Annotated in this window: 15 protein-coding genes; 12 read left to right on the top strand and 3 right to left on the bottom strand. The window is 72.3% G+C overall.

The features are described from left to right. Positions 1–22 precede the first annotated feature (22 nt). A complete protein-coding gene (locus EJ357_RS26125) occupies positions 23–1,174 on the top strand; it encodes an NADH-quinone oxidoreductase subunit D (protein WP_126394017.1) in 1,152 nt (383 codons plus the stop codon). Positions 1,175–1,249: 75 nt separating this feature from the next. Here EJ357_RS26125 and EJ357_RS26130 read toward each other — a convergent pair whose 3' ends face one another. Then, positions 1,250–2,281, bottom strand: coding sequence for an SAM-dependent methyltransferase (locus EJ357_RS26130; RefSeq protein ID WP_126394018.1), 1,032 nt, complete (start codon positions 2,279–2,281; stop codon positions 1,250–1,252). 118 nt (positions 2,282–2,399) lie between these two features. Between EJ357_RS26130 and EJ357_RS26135 the strand changes: the two genes are divergently transcribed. From EJ357_RS26135 to EJ357_RS26145, 3 genes are all read left to right on the top strand, one after another. After that, positions 2,400–3,614 (top strand): sensor histidine kinase, encoded by a 1,215-nt coding sequence (locus EJ357_RS26135; RefSeq protein WP_126394019.1) that lies wholly within the window; start codon positions 2,400–2,402, stop codon positions 3,612–3,614. 74 nt (positions 3,615–3,688) lie between these two features. Next, entirely contained in the window at positions 3,689–4,360 is a 672-nt protein-coding gene (locus EJ357_RS26140) for a response regulator transcription factor (protein WP_126394020.1), read from the top strand. 101 nt (positions 4,361–4,461) lie between these two features. Further along, positions 4,462–5,094: an AAA family ATPase gene (locus EJ357_RS26145; RefSeq protein WP_126394021.1), complete on the top strand. Its 633-nt coding sequence runs from the start codon at positions 4,462–4,464 to the stop codon at positions 5,092–5,094. Positions 5,095–5,134: 40 nt separating this feature from the next. Here EJ357_RS26145 and EJ357_RS26150 read toward each other — a convergent pair whose 3' ends face one another. Both EJ357_RS26150 and EJ357_RS26160 read right to left on the bottom strand, forming a co-directional pair. Further along, positions 5,135–6,241 (bottom strand): DUF5937 family protein, encoded by a 1,107-nt coding sequence (locus EJ357_RS26150; protein WP_126394022.1) that lies wholly within the window; start codon positions 6,239–6,241, stop codon positions 5,135–5,137. 370 nt (positions 6,242–6,611) lie between these two features. Next, positions 6,612–7,808 carry a threonine aldolase family protein gene (locus EJ357_RS26160; RefSeq protein WP_126394023.1) on the bottom strand — a complete coding sequence of 399 codons (1,197 nt, stop codon included), beginning with the start codon at positions 7,806–7,808 and terminating at the stop codon, positions 6,612–6,614. 196 nt (positions 7,809–8,004) lie between these two features. On the opposite strand from EJ357_RS26160, the gene EJ357_RS26165 reads away from it, so the two are divergent. The 8 genes from EJ357_RS26165 to EJ357_RS49530 all read left to right on the top strand — a co-directional run bounded on the left by EJ357_RS26165 (position 8,005) and on the right by EJ357_RS49530 (position 15,702). Further along, positions 8,005–8,934, top strand: a complete 930-nt coding sequence (locus EJ357_RS26165; protein ID WP_126394024.1) for a Rossmann-like and DUF2520 domain-containing protein — start codon at positions 8,005–8,007, stop codon at positions 8,932–8,934. Beyond that, a complete protein-coding gene (panC, locus tag EJ357_RS26170) occupies positions 8,931–9,932 on the top strand; it encodes a pantoate--beta-alanine ligase (RefSeq protein WP_126394025.1) in 1,002 nt (333 codons plus the stop codon). Before EJ357_RS26165 ends, panC begins: the two co-directional genes overlap by 4 nt. Then, positions 9,929–11,644: an L-aspartate oxidase gene (locus EJ357_RS26175; protein WP_126394026.1), complete on the top strand. Its 1,716-nt coding sequence runs from the start codon at positions 9,929–9,931 to the stop codon at positions 11,642–11,644. Before panC ends, EJ357_RS26175 begins: the two co-directional genes overlap by 4 nt. Positions 11,645–11,649: 5 nt before the next feature. After that, positions 11,650–12,630: a carboxylating nicotinate-nucleotide diphosphorylase gene (gene nadC, locus EJ357_RS26180; protein ID WP_126394027.1), complete on the top strand. Its 981-nt coding sequence runs from the start codon at positions 11,650–11,652 to the stop codon at positions 12,628–12,630. A gap of 8 nt (positions 12,631–12,638) precedes the next feature. Next, positions 12,639–13,436: a type III pantothenate kinase gene (locus tag EJ357_RS26185; RefSeq protein ID WP_126394028.1), complete on the top strand. Its 798-nt coding sequence runs from the start codon at positions 12,639–12,641 to the stop codon at positions 13,434–13,436. Between the two features lie 513 nt (positions 13,437–13,949). After that, on the top strand, positions 13,950–14,615 hold the full coding sequence (locus EJ357_RS26190) for a hypothetical protein (RefSeq protein WP_126400050.1): 666 nt from the start codon (positions 13,950–13,952) through the stop codon (positions 14,613–14,615). 134 nt (positions 14,616–14,749) lie between these two features. Further along, positions 14,750–14,929 (top strand): hypothetical protein, encoded by a 180-nt coding sequence (locus EJ357_RS26195; RefSeq protein WP_126394029.1) that lies wholly within the window; start codon positions 14,750–14,752, stop codon positions 14,927–14,929. A gap of 188 nt (positions 14,930–15,117) precedes the next feature. Continuing rightward, a complete protein-coding gene (locus tag EJ357_RS49530; protein ID WP_407698528.1) occupies positions 15,118–15,702 on the top strand; it encodes a BlaI/MecI/CopY family transcriptional regulator in 585 nt (194 codons plus the stop codon). Positions 15,703–15,705 lie beyond the last annotated feature (3 nt).

Consider the following 15,705-nt stretch of genomic DNA (forward strand, 5'->3'; position numbering starts at 1 on the left):
GTACGTAGGAGAGACTGTGTCCATGACTCCCACGACGGAGACCATGGTCGGTATCGGCGGCGCCGCGGAGAGCACCGACATGGTGCTCAACATCGGGCCCCAGCACCCGTCCACGCACGGCGTGCTGCGCCTCAAGCTCGTGCTGGACGGTGAGCGCATCACGCGCGCGGAGCCCGTGATCGGCTATATGCACCGCGGCGCGGAGAAGCTCTTCGAGGCCCGCGACTACCGGCAGATCATCATGCTCGCCAACCGCCACGACTGGCTGTCGGCGTTCTCCAACGAGCTGGGCGTCGTGCTCGCCGTCGAGCGCATGCTCGGCATGGAGGTGCCCGAGCGGGCGGTGTGGACCCGGACGCTGCTCGCGGAGCTCAACCGGGTGCTCAACCACCTGATGTTCCTCGGGTCCTACCCGCTGGAGCTGGGCGGGATCACGCCGATCTTCTACGCCTTCTCGGAGCGCGAGGAACTCCAGCACGTGATGGAGGAGGTCTCCGGCGGGCGGATGCACTACATGTTCAACCGGGTGGGAGGCCTGAAGGAGGACCTGCCGGCCGGGTGGACCACGCGCGCGCGTGCCGCCGTCGCCGACGTGCGCTCGCGCATGGACCGGTTCGACGACCTGGTGCTCGGCAACGAGATCTTCCGGGGGCGCACCCGGGGCGTGGGCGCCCTCACGCCCGAGACCGTGCACGCGTACGGCGTGAGCGGGCCGATCGCGCGTGCCTCGGGCGTCGACTTCGATCTGCGCCGGGACGAGCCCTATCTCGCGTACGGCGAGCTGGGGGACGTCCTGAAGGTCGTGACCCGGGACGAGGGCGACTGCCTCGCCCGGTTCGAGTGCCTGCTGGAACAGACCCACAACTCCCTCGACCTCGCTGACGCCTGCCTCGACCGCCTCGCCGGACTGCCGCCCGGGCCGATCAACCAGCGGCTCCCCAAGGTGCTGAAGGCGCCCGAGGGGCACACGTACGCATGGACCGAGAACCCGCTCGGCATCAACGGCTACTACCTCGTCAGCAAGGGCGAGAAGACCCCGTACCGGCTGAAGCTGCGCTCCGCCTCGTACAACAACATCCAGGCGCTGGTCGAGCTGCTGCCGGGGACGCTGATCGCGGACATGGTGGCGATTTTGGGGTCGATGTTCTTCGTGGTCGGGGACATCGACAAGTAGGGGCCGATCACGGCGTCAAGTAGGGACCGATCACGTCGGCGAGCAGGGGCTGATCACCTCGACGAGCAGTGCTGATCAGTCCGCCAGTACGTCCGGAATTCCAACCGACTGCACCAGCCAGCCGAAGTCCCCGAGACCGCCCGTAGCGGTGAGCTCGGCGGCCTCGCCCGCGGTCGCGAGGGCGCGTACGTAGTCGGCGGGGCGGGTGGAGGCCAGTTCCAGTGGGGGGCGTGCGCCTGTGAGGCCCAGGGCGCGCAACGCGTCGCGCTGTGAGAGCAGGCGCGTACCGGGCAGCTCGCACGCCGTCGCGCACGCGTCCAGTGCGACATGTGCCGTGATGTCGCAGGAGCCGTCCGGCACGGGCGCCGTCTCGCGCCCCTCGCGGAAGCCGGTGAGCGTGCCGAAGGGCGGTCGTGCGTCGGCCCGGTGCGCGTAGTCCACGGCGACCGCGAGCCCTCGGTCCAGCGCCGCGACCACGCCCGCCCAGGCCTCGTCCCGCGGCAGCCCGATCTCGGCCCGCAGCCCTGCCTGCTCCTCCCCGTCCAGCGCGCCCTCCGCGCCGCCCAGCGGCCACCACCGCGCCAGCCACTGCGCCTCCGCACCGGCGACCGGCTCCCCGAGGCGCTCGGTCCCGTCCCGCCGTACGAGAACCAGGCGGGGTACGCCCGTGGAGTCCACCTCCGCGACCTCCACGGGGACGTTGTCCAGCCACTCGTTGGCGAACAGCAGGCCCGTGATCCGCGGCGGCGGCTCGGGCAGCCACTCGATCCGGTGATCGAGGGTGTGCGGGCGGTCGGCGATCTCGACGGCGTACGCGCGCGTGCGTGCCGCGACCTCGGCGGGCAGGGCGGCCAGTACGCCCGTGATCAGCTCGCCCCGCCCCGCCGCCATGTCGACGAAGTCGAGCGACGCCGGCCGGCCCAGGGCCTCGTCGACCCGGCACAGCAGCCGGGCCACGGCACCGGCGAAGAGGGACGACGCGTGCACGGACGTACGGAAGTGGCCGGCCGGTCCCTCGGGCCGCCGGTAGAAGCCGCCCGGCCCGTACAGGGCGGATTCCGCCGCCGCCCGCCACCCGCGCCACTCGTCCGTCGCCTCTGCCGTCACCGGCCCAGGCTAAGCGCACAGGAGAGCGCAGCCTCCACCTTGCGGAGTACGCGCGCGAGGTGCGGATCGGCCCTCCGGTTGACCCCTGCACGCATCTCGCTTCCCTACGCTGGGTTACGTGCAGCGCCTCTATGACTTCATCCGCAGGCACCCGACATGGGTCGACGGCTTCTGGGCCGTCTTCCTCTTCGGGATCTCCGCGGTCACCGTGGCCGTCCGGGAGGAGGCCGGACAGGACCTCTCGGGCACGGACTCGGAGGCGGTCATCATCCCGGTCGTCCTCCTGCTGAGCCTGGTGATCGCGTTGCGTCGGCGCATGCCGGAGAAGATGCTGCTGCTGGCCATCGGCGTGGGACTGGCCCAACTGGTGCTGAACGTGGCGACGACACCCGCCAACTTCGCCTTCCTGGTGATCACCTACACCGTGGCCGCGACCGGCGCCCGCTGGTCCTCCCGGCTCGCGCTGGGCGCCGGCCTGTGCGCGGCGCCGCTGGCACAGCTGCGCTGGCCGGAGAGGGACTCCAGCGTGCTCGGCAACGTGGCCCTGGTGATCTTCCTGACGGTGCCGTTCGCGCTCGCCTGGGTGCTCGGCGACTCGATCCGCACCCGCCGCGCCTACTACGAGCAACTGGAGGAGCGTGCGACCCGGCTCGAAAAGGAGCGCGAGGCGCAGGCGAAGGTCGCGGTTGCCGCCGAACGCGCCCGGATCGCGCGCGAACTGCACGACGTGGTCGCGCACAACGTCTCCGTGATGGTGGTGCAGGCAGACGGCGCCGCCTATGTCCTCGACGCCGCCCCGGACCAGGCCAAGAAGGCCCTGGAGACCATCTCCTCCACCGGCCGCCAGGCCCTCGCCGAGATGCGCCGCCTGCTCGGCGTGCTGCGCACCGGCGAGCACCAGGAGGGCGGCGAGTACGTCCCGCAGCCCGACGTCGAGCAGATCGACGAGCTCATCCAGCAGTGCCGCACCTCCGGCCTTCCGGTCGACTTCAAGGTCGAGGGCACGCCGCGCCCGCTGCCCAGCGGCGTCGAGCTGACGGCGTACCGCATCGTGCAGGAGGCGCTGACGAACACGCGCAAGCACGGCGGTCCGAACGCGGGCGCGAGCGTGCGCCTGGTCTACTTCGACGACGGTCTCGGCCTGCTCGTCGAGGACGACGGCACGGGCGCCCCGCACGAGCTGTACGAGGAGGGCGGCGCCGACGGCCAGGGGCATGGCCTGATCGGCATGCGCGAACGGGTCGGCATGGTCGGCGGCACCCTGGACGCGGGCCCCCGGCCGGGCGGAGGATTCCGCATCAGTGCGCTGCTGCCGCTCAAACCAGCACACTGACGCCGGCGCATGCCCCTTGTTGACACCTGTAACGCCCCTGTACACGGACACGGAAGACACGGAAGAGGACCCCGATGACGATCCGCGTGATGCTCGTCGACGACCAGGTGCTGCTGCGCACCGGGTTCCGGATGGTGCTCGCCGCCCAGCCGGACATGGAGGTCGTCGCGGAGGCGGGCGACGGCGTCGAGGCCCTCCAGGTGCTGCGGGAGACCGCCGTCGACGTCGTCCTGATGGACGTACGCATGCCGAAGCTGGACGGCGTGGAGACCACCCGCCGCATCTGCCAGGAGGCCAACCCGCCGAAGGTGCTGATCCTGACCACCTTCGACCTCGACGAGTACGCCTTCTCCGGGCTGAAGGCGGGCGCCTCCGGCTTCATGCTCAAGGACGTGCCGCCCGGCGAACTCCTCGCCGCCATCCGCTCGGTGCACAGCGGTGACGCGGTGGTGGCCCCGTCGACGACCCGGCGCCTGCTGGACCGGTTCGCGCCGATGCTGCCCTCCACCGGCAAGGAGCCCCAGCACAAGGAGCTGGAGCGGCTCACCGACCGCGAGCGCGAGGTCATGGTGCTGGTCGCGCAAGGGCTGTCCAACGGCGAGATCGCGGCCCGGCTGGTGCTGTCCGAGGCGACCGTGAAGACCCACGTGGGCCGCATCCTGACCAAGCTGGGGCTCAGGGACCGGGTGCAGGTGGTCGTCCTCGCGTACGAGACGGGCCTGGTGCGGGCCGGAGGGAACGGCTGAGCACCGGCGCGGGAGGCACGGCCGAGCCTCGGTGCGAGGAGGCACGCCTCACGCACAGCGGGCGTGCCCGCGCGTCAACCGGTGCCCACTAGGGTCTGCGCATGCTCCTGTGGATCAACGGCCCTTTCGGCGGCGGCAAGACGCAGACCGCGTACGAGATCCAGCGCCGCCTGCCCGGCAGCGTGGTCTGCGACCCCGAGCACCCCGGGTTCGGGCTGCGGCGGATGCTGCCGCCGCAACTGCGCGGAGACTTCCAGGACTTGACCGCCTGGCGGCAGGGGGTCGTCGAGGTGCTCGACCTCGCGCTGACCAAGCACGACGGCGTGGTGATCGCCCCCATGACGGTCACGAACTGCGACTACTTCGCCGAGACCGTCGGGCGATTGCGCGAACTCGGCCATGACGTACGGCACTTCACCCTCCTCGCCGAGCGCGAGACGGTCCTGCGGCGGCTGCGGGAGCGTGGGTTCGGACACCTCCTTCGGTACGTCGCCGGCAAGGACGCCCCGCTGCGCCGGGAGACCTGGGCCGTGCAGCAGCTCGACCACTGCCTGGAGCGGCTGCGCGAGCCGGAGTTCGCCGAGCACCTGTGGACGGACCGCTCGACGGTGCCGAAGACGGCGGACCGCATCGCCGTCCTGGCCGGGCTGCGGCTGCGGCCCAACAACGAGGGCACGCTGCGGACGCGGCTGCGGCAGGTGGGGGTCGGGATCAGGCACATCCGGTTCGACTGACGGTCACCTCGGCGAGACGGTCACCTCAGGAGCGTGACGGTCACCTCAGGAGCGCCTCGAGGAAGTCGCTGCCGAGCCGCGCCACCGCGGTGACGTCCAGCTGGTGCAGGACGTACCGCCCCCGGCGGCGGGTGGTGATCAGGCCCGCCTTCTTGAGGACGCCCAGGTGCCGGGATATCTCGGGTGCGGTCATGCCGTGGATCTGCACGAGTTCGCCCGTGGTGTACGTGCTGCGGGCGAGGTTGCGGCAGAGCTGTATCCGCACCGGGTGGGAGAGTGCGGTCATCCGCAGGATCAGCTGGTCGACCGCGGGGGGCGCGGCGAGGTCCGCGGAACCGACGGGGTAGTGCAGCACCGGCTGCCAGCCGTGCCGGTGCAGCACCATCAGATGCGGCCGGCCCAGGCTCGTCGGCACGAGCAGCAGGCTTCTGTCCTTGATGACGGTGTGGCCCTGGCGCAGCTTGTCGATGGTGATCCTTCCGGCGGCCTCGTCGACGCTCACCGCCGGGGACACCGCGGTCAGCGCCTCGGTCAGCCCCTTGTGCCGCAGAAGGTCGGTCTTGTGGCGGGCGTCGGCCGCGAGCTGGTGGCGCAGCCGGGACCACGCCTCGGCGAAGAACGCCTCGTCGCAGTCCTGGAGGAACTGCCGCAGCCAGGACCGGATCCGCGGCGGGTCCGCCAGCAGCCGCTCACTGAACCGCAGCTGCTGCGGCCCACGCGCGGCGGCCAGCTCCAGGGCACGTCGGTGCAACTCCGCGTCGGCCAGCACCGCAGGCCCCTGCGTGGCGTACGGCAGCGCGCAGGTGAACTCCAGTGCCGCGTCCACGAACTGCTCGTCCGTCAGCTTGTCCAGCAGGTCCAGGTCCTCGGCGAGCGTGGCCCCCGGGAGCGTGTTGCCGCCCGGGACGCCGGCGAAGGGCAGGAACAGGTCCGAGAACGTCGTCCGCCACAGGAAGTCGGCCTCGCACATCCGGTCGGCCAGGTGTGGGTCCAGCCGGGCCGTCACGCTCGTCACCCAGCCCTGCAGGCCCGGGTGGTGCCCCGCCTCCGACAGCGCGTGCAGCGCCATGCCGAGCTCGGCCAGGGGCGAGGGCACGACGGCCAGCCGCTCCGGCCGCAGCCCCGCGATGTCGATGCTCACGCTCATGCCCTCATGGTGCACCCCGCCACTGACAACGCGGCCGCCGATTGACGGCGGCCGTCAATCGACGCGACGTGGGCGCTGCCCAGAGGCAAGCCTGGGGTCACCGGGGCAGCCGCGGAGCCCGATCCCACACACGTCATGCCTCCTACGTCCCGAGAAGGCGATACGCCATGAGCAGCACGCAGCACCACCTCCTCGACGCCCACCGTGCCCGGCAGCACGGCGAGGCGCCCCCTCCGGCGCCGGGCACCCACGACCAGAAGGTCGTACGCGAGTGGCGCGCGTACCGGCGGTTCCGGGCGGTCGTCGCCGGACGCCCGGCCCGGGCGGATACGACAGGCCCTGGGCCGCCGGCTGCGTCCGCGGGCCCGCTCTACCTGCTGACCTCCTCGGTCAGCACGGCCACGAACCGGGCGACGGCCTCCTTCACGTCCTCGGCCGTCCACTCCAGGCCGGCGGCGCGGACGCTGACCTCGGTGCAGGCCAGCCCCGGGCCCTTCTGATCCCAGGCGCCCGCGAACAGACCCGTCTTCGTCTCCTCCGCCTGCCGGATCGCGGCCTCGGAGAGGACGTCGACGTCGTACGGCAGCCAGAGCTGGAACTCGTTGGTGTGCGGCACCTCGGGGTGGACGCGCGCCCACGGCACCCCGGCCGCGGCGAACCCCTCACGCAGCGCGGCGGCCACCACGCGCGCGTGGGTCACGTACTCCGGCAGCCGGGGCAGCTCCCGCTCCAGGCCGACGAGCGCCGACAACACCGTGGGGAACTGCTGGAACAGCATGCCGCCGTAGCGGTGCCGCCAGACCTTCGCCTCCTCCACCAACGTCCGCGGTCCGGCGAGCGCGGCGCCCCCGTATCCGCGCAGGGACTTGTAGAACGACACGTAGACGCTGTCCGCCAGGCCCGCGATCTCGTCCAGGGGGCGGCCGAGGTGGACGGTGGACTCCCACAGGCGCGCACCGTCGAAGTGCACCACCGCGTCGCGCTCCCGCGCTGCCTCCACCACCGCGACGAGCTCGTCCCAGGAGGGCAGCAGGAAACCGGCGTCGCGGAGGGGAAGTTCCAGCACCAGTGCCCCGAAGGGCTCCTCGAAGTCGCGGACCTCGGCAGCGGTCGGCTGCCTCGGCTCGCGCGTCAGCTGCACCGGGCGCAACCCGCTGACCTGGCTGAACGCGTTCCGCTCATATACCTCGGGGTGGGCCAGCGCATGCAGGGCGACGGTCGGGTCGCCCGTGCGGCCGGCCCAGCAGCGCAGGGCGACCTGTTGGGCCATCGTGCCCGTCGGGAAGAACGCGGCGGCCTCCTTGCCGAGCAGCGCGGCCGTCTTCTTCTCCAGGGCCTCGACGACGCCGCTGCCGTAGAGGTCGGCCCGCTCGTCCAGGTCGTACACGTCCGGCGCCGTCTCCAGGAGCGCGAGGCGCTCGCGGAGCGAGCCCAGGAAGTCGAGGTGCGAGAGAACGCGCTCCGCGCTCCTGAATGCGCCTATGCGCCGTTCGAAGCGCTGCTCGCGCCGTTCGTCGTCCGTGATCCGCGTGCTCTGCTGTGTGCCCTGCTCCGCCGTATCGGTCATGTCCTGGATCATCCCTCCCGGCCGGCCGCGCGGGCACCCGGGTTTCGGCCGACGCCTTCACCGTCCATACCTGCGCGCAAGGCGTGGGGAAACCCACAGCCTGTGGACAACCGAACGCCCCTCGAACCAATCGCGTTAACATGACGAGAAATCGTCCGGTACCCGGAGCGGACTGGAACGGGAAGGCCGCCTTCGCGTGAGTACAAGCCAACAGCCAGATCCCAAGGACCGCCCCGCGCGGCTCACCGTCGGTGTCGTCGGCGCCGGCCGTGTGGGCCCCGCGCTCGCCGCGTCCCTTCAGCTCGCCGGGCACCGCCCGGTGGCCGTCTCCGGGGTCTCCGACACCTCCCGGCGACGGGCCGAGCGGATGCTCCCCGACGTGCCGCTCGTGCCGCCCGCCGAGGTCCTCGCGCGCGCCGAGCTGGTCCTGCTGACCGTCCCGGACGACGCGTTGCCCGGGCTGGTCGAGGGCCTCGCCGAGACCGGGGCCGTCCGGCCGGGGCAACTGCTGGTGCACACCTCCGGGCGGTACGGCGCCAAGGTACTGGACCCCGCCCTGCGCGCGGGCGCGCTGCCGCTGGCCCTGCACCCGGCGATGACGTTCACCGGCACCCCCGTGGACGTGCAGCGCCTGGCCGGCTGCTCCTTCGGCGTCACCGCGCCCGAGGAACTGCGGCTGGCCGCCGAGGCCCTCGTCATCGAGATGGGCGGCGAACCCGAGTGGATCGCCGAGGAGATGCGCCCGCTGTACCACGCGGCGCTCGCGCTGGGCGCGAACCATCTGGTGACGCTGGTCGCCCAGTCCATGGAGCTGTTGCGCGAGGCGGGCGTCGCGGCCCCCGACCGGATGCTGGGCCCGCTGCTCGGCGCCGCGCTCGACAACGCGCTGCGTTCCGGCGACGCGGCGCTGACCGGCCCCGTCGCGCGCGGGGACGCGGGCACCGTCGCCGCGCACGTCACGGAGCTGCGGCGGCACGCCCCGCAGACCGTCGCCGGCTACCTCGCGATGGCGCGCGCGACCGCCGACCGCGCGCTCGCCCACGGACTGCTCAAGCCGGAGCTCGCCGAGGACCTCCTCGGGGTACTCGCGGGCGGGACCAACGGCGCCGAGGGAGACGCCCGATGACCACCACCCTGCTGCGCACCGCCGCCGAACTGCACGCACGCGTGCGGGCCGGCCGACGCGCCGTCGTGATGACCATGGGCGCGCTGCACGAGGGCCACGCCACCCTGATCCGCACCGCGCGCGACATCGCGGGGCCGGACGGCGAGGTCGTCGTCACCGTCTTCGTGAACCCCCTGCAGTTCGGCAAGGGCGAGGACCTCGACCGCTACCCGCGCACCCTGGAGGCCGACCTCAAGATCGCCGAACAGGCGGGCGCCGACGCGGTGTTCGCCCCTGCCGTCGACGAGGTCTACCCGGGCGGCGAGCCCCAGGTCCGCATCACCGCCGGCCCCATGGGGGAGCGCCTCGAGGGCCGCTCCCGCCCCGGCCACTTCGACGGCATGCTCACCGTCGTCGCCAAGCTGCTCCACCTCACCCGCCCCGACGTCGCCCTGTACGGCCAGAAGGACGCTCAGCAGCTCGCCCTGATCCGCCGCATGGTCCGCGACCTGAACTTCGGCGTCGAGATCGTCGGCGTGCCGACCGTGCGAGAGGAGGACGGCCTCGCGCTCTCCAGCCGCAACCGCTACCTCTCGCCCGAGGAACGGCGCACCGCGCTCGCCCTGTCCCAGGCGCTGTTCGCCGGGCGCGACCGGCACGCGGCGCAGGAGGCGCTGCGCGCGCGGGCCCGCGAAGTGCCCGCCACACGCGCGCGTGCCGAGGCGCTCAGCGCCATAGGGGAGTCCCGCGCGGCGGCCGACGCGCACGCCGTCGCCAAGGCCGTCCCCGGCGCCGCGGCGGCCGTCCGCGCGGCCGCCCGTCTGGTCCTCGACGAGGCCGTCCGCCTCGACCCGCCGCTCGAACTGGACTACCTCGCCCTCGTCGACCCGTCGGACTTCACGGAGATCACCGATCACGAGGACGACTTCACCGGCGAGGCCGTCCTCGCCGTCGCCGCCCGGGTCGGGACGACCCGGCTGATCGACAACATCCCCCTCACCTTCGGAGCCGCCTCGTGACCAGCACAGGCATACGACTGCACGCGCCCGCGCCCGGGTGGTCCATCGCCGCGGACGTCGTGGTCGTCGGCTCCGGTGTCGCCGGCCTCACCGCGGCCCTGCGCTGCGAGGCCGAGGGCCTGAAGACGGTCGTCGTCACCAAGGCCCGCCTCGACGACGGCTCCACCCGCTGGGCCCAGGGCGGCATCGCCGCAGCCCTCGGCGAGGGCGACACCCCCGAACAGCACCTGGACGACACCCTGGTCGCGGGCGCCGGCCTGTGCGACGAGGAGGCCGTACGGATCCTCGTGACGGAGGGCCCGGACGCCGTACGCCGCCTCATCGCGACCGGCGCCCACTTCGACGAGTCCGAGGAAGGCGGCCTGGAGCTCACCCGCGAGGGCGGCCACCACCGCCGCCGTATCGCCCACGCCGGCGGCGACGCGACCGGCGCGGAGATCTCCCGGGCACTGGTCGAGGCGGTACGCGCGCGTGGCCTGCGCACGATCGAGAACGCCCTGGTCCTCGACCTGCTCACCGACGCCGACGGCCGTACGGCGGGCGTCACCCTGCACGTCATGGGCGAGGGCCAGCACGACGGCGTAGGCGCGGTCCACGCCCCCGCGGTGATCCTGGCGACCGGCGGCATGGGCCAGGTCTTCTCGGCGACGACGAACCCGTCGGTGTCGACGGGCGACGGCGTCGCCCTGGCGCTCCGGGCGGGCGCCGAGGTGAGCGACCTGGAATTCGTGCAGTTCCACCCCACCGTGCTCTTCCTCGGCCCGGACGCGGAGGGCCAGCAGCCCCTGGTCTCCGAGGCGGTACGCGGCGAGGGCGCCCACCTGGTCGACGCCGACGGCGTGCGCTTCATGGTCGGCCGGCACGAACTCGCCGAACTCGCCCCCCGGGACATCGTCGCCAAGGGCATCATGCGGCGCATGCAGGAGCAGGACGCCGAGCACATGTTCCTCGACGCCCGGCACTTCGGCGCCGACATGTGGGAGCACCGCTTCCCGACGATCCTCGCCGCCTGCCGCGCCCACGGCATCGACCCGGTGCACGACCCCATCCCGATAGCGCCGGCCGCCCACTACGCCTCCGGCGGCGTACGCACCGACTCCCAGGGCCGTACGACCGTCCCCGGCCTGTACGCGTGCGGCGAGGTCGCCTGCACGGGCGTGCACGGCGCCAACCGCCTGGCCTCGAACTCACTCCTCGAAGGCCTGGTCTACGCCGAGCGCATCGTGGAGGACATCGCGGCCTCCCGGGAGGCGAACGGCCTCCACGCGCGCGTGCCGCACCCGGTGCCCTACCCCGAGACCCCCGAGCACCCCCTGCTCGCTCCCGAGGCCCGTTTCGCGATCCAGCGGATCATGACGGACGGCGCCGGAGTCCTGCGCTCCGCCGAGTCCATGACGAAGGCCGCCGACCAGCTCCAGCGACTCCACACCGAGGCCCGCGACGCCCTCGCCGAGAACGGCAAGACCGCCGAGCCCGGTGTCGACACCTGGGAGGCCACGAACCTCCTGTGCGTGGCCCGGGTCCTGGTGGCCGCCGGCAGCCTGCGCGAGGAGACTCGGGGCTGCCACTGGCGCGAGGACGAGCCCGACCGCGACGACGCGACATGGCGGCGCCACATCGTCGTACGCCTGAACCCGGACCGCACACTGGCCGTGCACACCACCGAAACCGCAGACTTCCCCCCGACCCGGCAGCCACAGCAGGAGCAGTGACAGAAGTGACCACCCCCGACCTTCCCCTCGCCCCGAACGGCGGCTGCGGCGACGACTGCGCCTGCGGTGCCGGCGAGGAGGCCGCAGAATACGCGGAGTGCGGCCTCGACCCCGCGCTCGCCCAGCTCCTGGCCGACGCGGGCCTCGACCCGGTCGAGGTCGAGGACATCGCCAACGTGGCCATCCAGGAGGACCTGGCGCACGGCGTGGACGTGACGACGGTCGCGACCATCCCCGAAGAAGCAGTGGCCACGGCCGACTTCGTAGCTCGCGAGGCGGGCGTCGTGGCGGGCCTCAGGGTCGCCGAAGCGGTCATCTCGATCGTCTGCGAGGACGAGTTCGAGGTGGAGCGCCACGTGGAGGACGGCGACAGGGTGGAGGCGGGCCACAAGCTCCTGTCGGTCACCACCCGCACCCGAGACCTCCTGACGGCCGAACGCAGCGCACTGAACATCCTGTGCCGCCTGTCGGGCATCGCGACCGCCACGCGCGCGTGGGCCGACGTACTGGACGGCACGAAGGCAAAGGTCCGCGACACCCGCAAGACGACGCCGGGCCTGCGCGCGCTGGAGAAGTACGCCGTGCGCTGCGGCGGCGGAGTCAACCACCGCATGTCCCTGTCGGACGCGGCGCTGGTCAAGGACAACCACGTGGTGGCGGCGGGCGGCGTGGCCCAGGCCTTCAAGGCGGTCCGCGAGACCTTCCCGGACGTCCCGATCGAGGTCGAGGTGGACACCCTCCACCAACTCCGCGAAGTGGTGGACGCGGGCGCGGACCTGATCCTCCTGGACAACTTCACGCCGATCGAGTGCGAGGAGGCGGTGGCCCTAGTGCACGGCCGCGCGGCCCTCGAGGCATCGGGCCGCCTGACCCTCGACAACGCCAAGGCGTACGCCGAGACGGGCGTCGACTACCTGGCCGTAGGGGCCCTCACCCACTCCTCGCCGATCCTGGACATCGGCCTGGACCTGCGAGCGGCGGAGTAGGAACGGGCATGCTCCTCACGATCGACGTAGGCAACACCCACACCGTCCTCGGCCTGTTCGACGGCGAGGACATCGTCGAGCACTGGCGCATCTCCACGGACGCCCGCCGCACGGCCGACGAACTGGCCGTCCTCCTCCAGGGCCTGATGGGCATGCACCCGCTCCTCGGCGAGGAACTGGGCGACGGCATCGACGGCATCGCCATCTGCGCGACGGTCCCCTCGGTCCTGCACGAGCTCCGCGAGGTGACCCGCCGCTACTACGGCGACGTCCCCGCGGTCCTCGTCGAACCGGGCGTGAAGACGGGCGTACCGATCCTCACGGACAACCCCAAGGAGGTCGGCGCCGACCGCATCATCAACGCGGTCGCGGCGGTCGACCTCTACGGTGGCCCGGCGATCGTCGTCGACTTCGGTACGGCGACGACGTTCGACGCGGTGAGCGCGCGCGGCGAGTACGTCGGCGGCGTCATCGCCCCCGGCATCGAGATCTCGGTCGAGGCCCTCGGCGTCCGGGGCGCGCAACTCCGCAAGATCGAGGTGGCCCGCCCGCGCAGCGTCATCGGCAAGAACACCGTCGAGGCCATGCAGTCCGGCATCATCTACGGCTTCGCAGGCCAGGTGGACGGTGTGGTCGCCCGCATGGCCCGCGAACTCGCCGACGACCCCGAAGAGGTCACCGTCATCGCCACGGGCGGTCTGGCCCCGATGGTCCTGGGCGAGTCCTCGGTCATCGACGAACACGAGCCGTGGCTGACACTGATCGGCCTACGCCTGGTCTACGAACGCAACGTCTCCCGCATGTGACTCCGTCGGCAGGGCCGCTCACCAGTGCCGCCCACCGCCGACTCACCCGACGTCGACGCGGCCCACTGGGGGCCTGCGGCCCCCAGACCCCCGCTTCGGCCCCGAAAGGGCCTCGTCCTCAAACGCCGGACGGGCTGGAATGCCGCGACCGGCGTCCAGAGGTGACGGCCCACCGGGGATGGGCGCACCCCCGCGGCGCCGCAGTCGCGTACGGCGGCAAGGGGACGTGCCGGGGGGTGTCCGCCCGCAGTGGCCGGCGTCAACACGCGGCACCTCCCGGCCTAAGTCCAACCGCCGGTCCGAGGACGGACACCCCCCGGCACGGCCCCGACCCCCACCCCACCCGCAGGCGCTACGCGCACCCCACCAAGGCGGCACAGGCCGCCGCAGGCATAGAGGCGCACCCCCACCACCCGAGTGGCTCCCCACGCCACACCCACCCCCCTATGCCGTGTTTGTCTGATTAGCGCGTATCGTCACCGCATGCCCACGCCATACGGATCCCGCGGCGGCATGGCGTTCGGCGCGGAGGAGCTGCGTGTGCTCCGCCGCGCTCTCGCCCTCGCCCTCCACCCCAGCCCCGCCTCGGCCGAAGACGTCCAGGACTGTCTCCGCCTCGCCGAGTCGCTCGACGAGGCGATGCGCGAGGGTGCCCGGTTGCGTGCGTTCTTGGTGGCCGACCTCGCCCGCTACCGCGCCGCCCTCCCCGGCACCGCAGCCGGCTACCTCACCCTCCTCGAAGAGGCCCTCACAGCGGGGTACCACCCGACCCCCGACGACCTCGCCGCCCTGAGGGCCCTGCGCGGCAAACCCACCGCAGCCACCCTCCTCACCCGCTGCCGGCCACTCACCGCACACCCGGCCCGCCAAGCCACCCCCGCAGCCCCCGCCATCCCCGCGTCCCGCACCCACCTCCAGGCCCTCCCCGGCGGCCTCGCCGACGCTTCCCCCGCCACCACAGTCGTCCTCCCCGCCCAGGACACCGGCCAGGAGCCCGACAAGCCACCCCGGAGGAAGCCCGCCGAAAAGCCGGCCGCCCCCAAACCCGGCCCCGGCCCCGAGCCCACCCCCGCCGCCCCGAGGCCACCACGCCCCATCCCCACCCCGGGCGAGGTCTTCCCCCGCCGCAAACCGACCCCACCGCCCACGAACCCACCCCAGCAACTGGCCGCAGGCTGAAACCGACCGCAAGGCGGCCCCCGGGCGGGTGTCTCCGAAAGACACCCGCCCCGCCCCACCTCGCCCCACCCCGCCTCGCCCATCCCGCCCCACCCCGCGCCCCCCAAGCCGCACCCCCTGGCTACCCTGGACGCATGGACTACGTCTCCGCACTCCTCCCCCCAGCCGTCATGGCCGTGTTCTTCATCGGTGTGATCAGGGTGATCGTGAAGACCCAGGGCGGAGCCAACAAGGCCAAGGAGGACGCGGCCGTCGACGCCGCCCTCGCGCGCGCGGAGGGCACCCGCCAGGCGTCCACGACCCCGGACGCCTGAGCCGACAGGCGCAGGCGCCGCAACCGGCGAGCTCACCGGCGTACGACTCAAGCCATCGCTTTCCGAGTCGTACGCCCTTTTTGTTCCCGTTTGCTGGAGAAAGTGCCCGTCCGACACGCCAACCTCTAGATTTCACACTATTGTTCTGAGTTGTGCCTCGCCCATTGGGAGAACTCGAAGACGCGGTCATGACGCGGGTGTGGAAGTGGAACCGCCCGGTGACCGTTCGAGAAGTCCTGGAAGATCTCCAGCAGGAACGGTCCATCGCGTACACCACGGTGATGACCGTTTTGGACAATCTCCATCAGAAGGGCTGGGTACGCCGCGAAGCGGAAGGCCGGGCCTATCGATATGAGGCGGTCTCCACGCGAGCCGCCTACGCAGCCGCCCTGATGAACGACGCCTGGTCGCAGAGCGACAACCCCGCCGCAGCGCTCGTCGCCTTCTTCGGCATGATGAGCGAGGAACAGCGCCACGCCCTGCGAGACGCCGTACGCATCGTCCAGGGCCCGGAAACACCCGAGCCCACGGAACCGCCCGATACACGCCGCGTTACGAGCACCGATACCAGCAGCACCGATACCAGCAGCCCCGATACCAGCAGCAGCGATACAGGCAGCGTCGATACCAGCGACGTCGATACCGCCGGCCCCGATACCGGCACCGATAGCGACCGCACCCTTACCTCCGGCACCGATACCACCGGCACGGATACCCGTACCGATACCGGCCGTGAGAACCCCGCCTCGGCGCAGGACCCCCGCGGGCGATAGCGT

The sequence above is a fragment of the Streptomyces cyaneochromogenes genome (assembly GCF_003963535.1).
Lineage (GTDB): Bacteria > Actinomycetota > Actinomycetes > Streptomycetales > Streptomycetaceae > Streptomyces > Streptomyces shaanxiensis.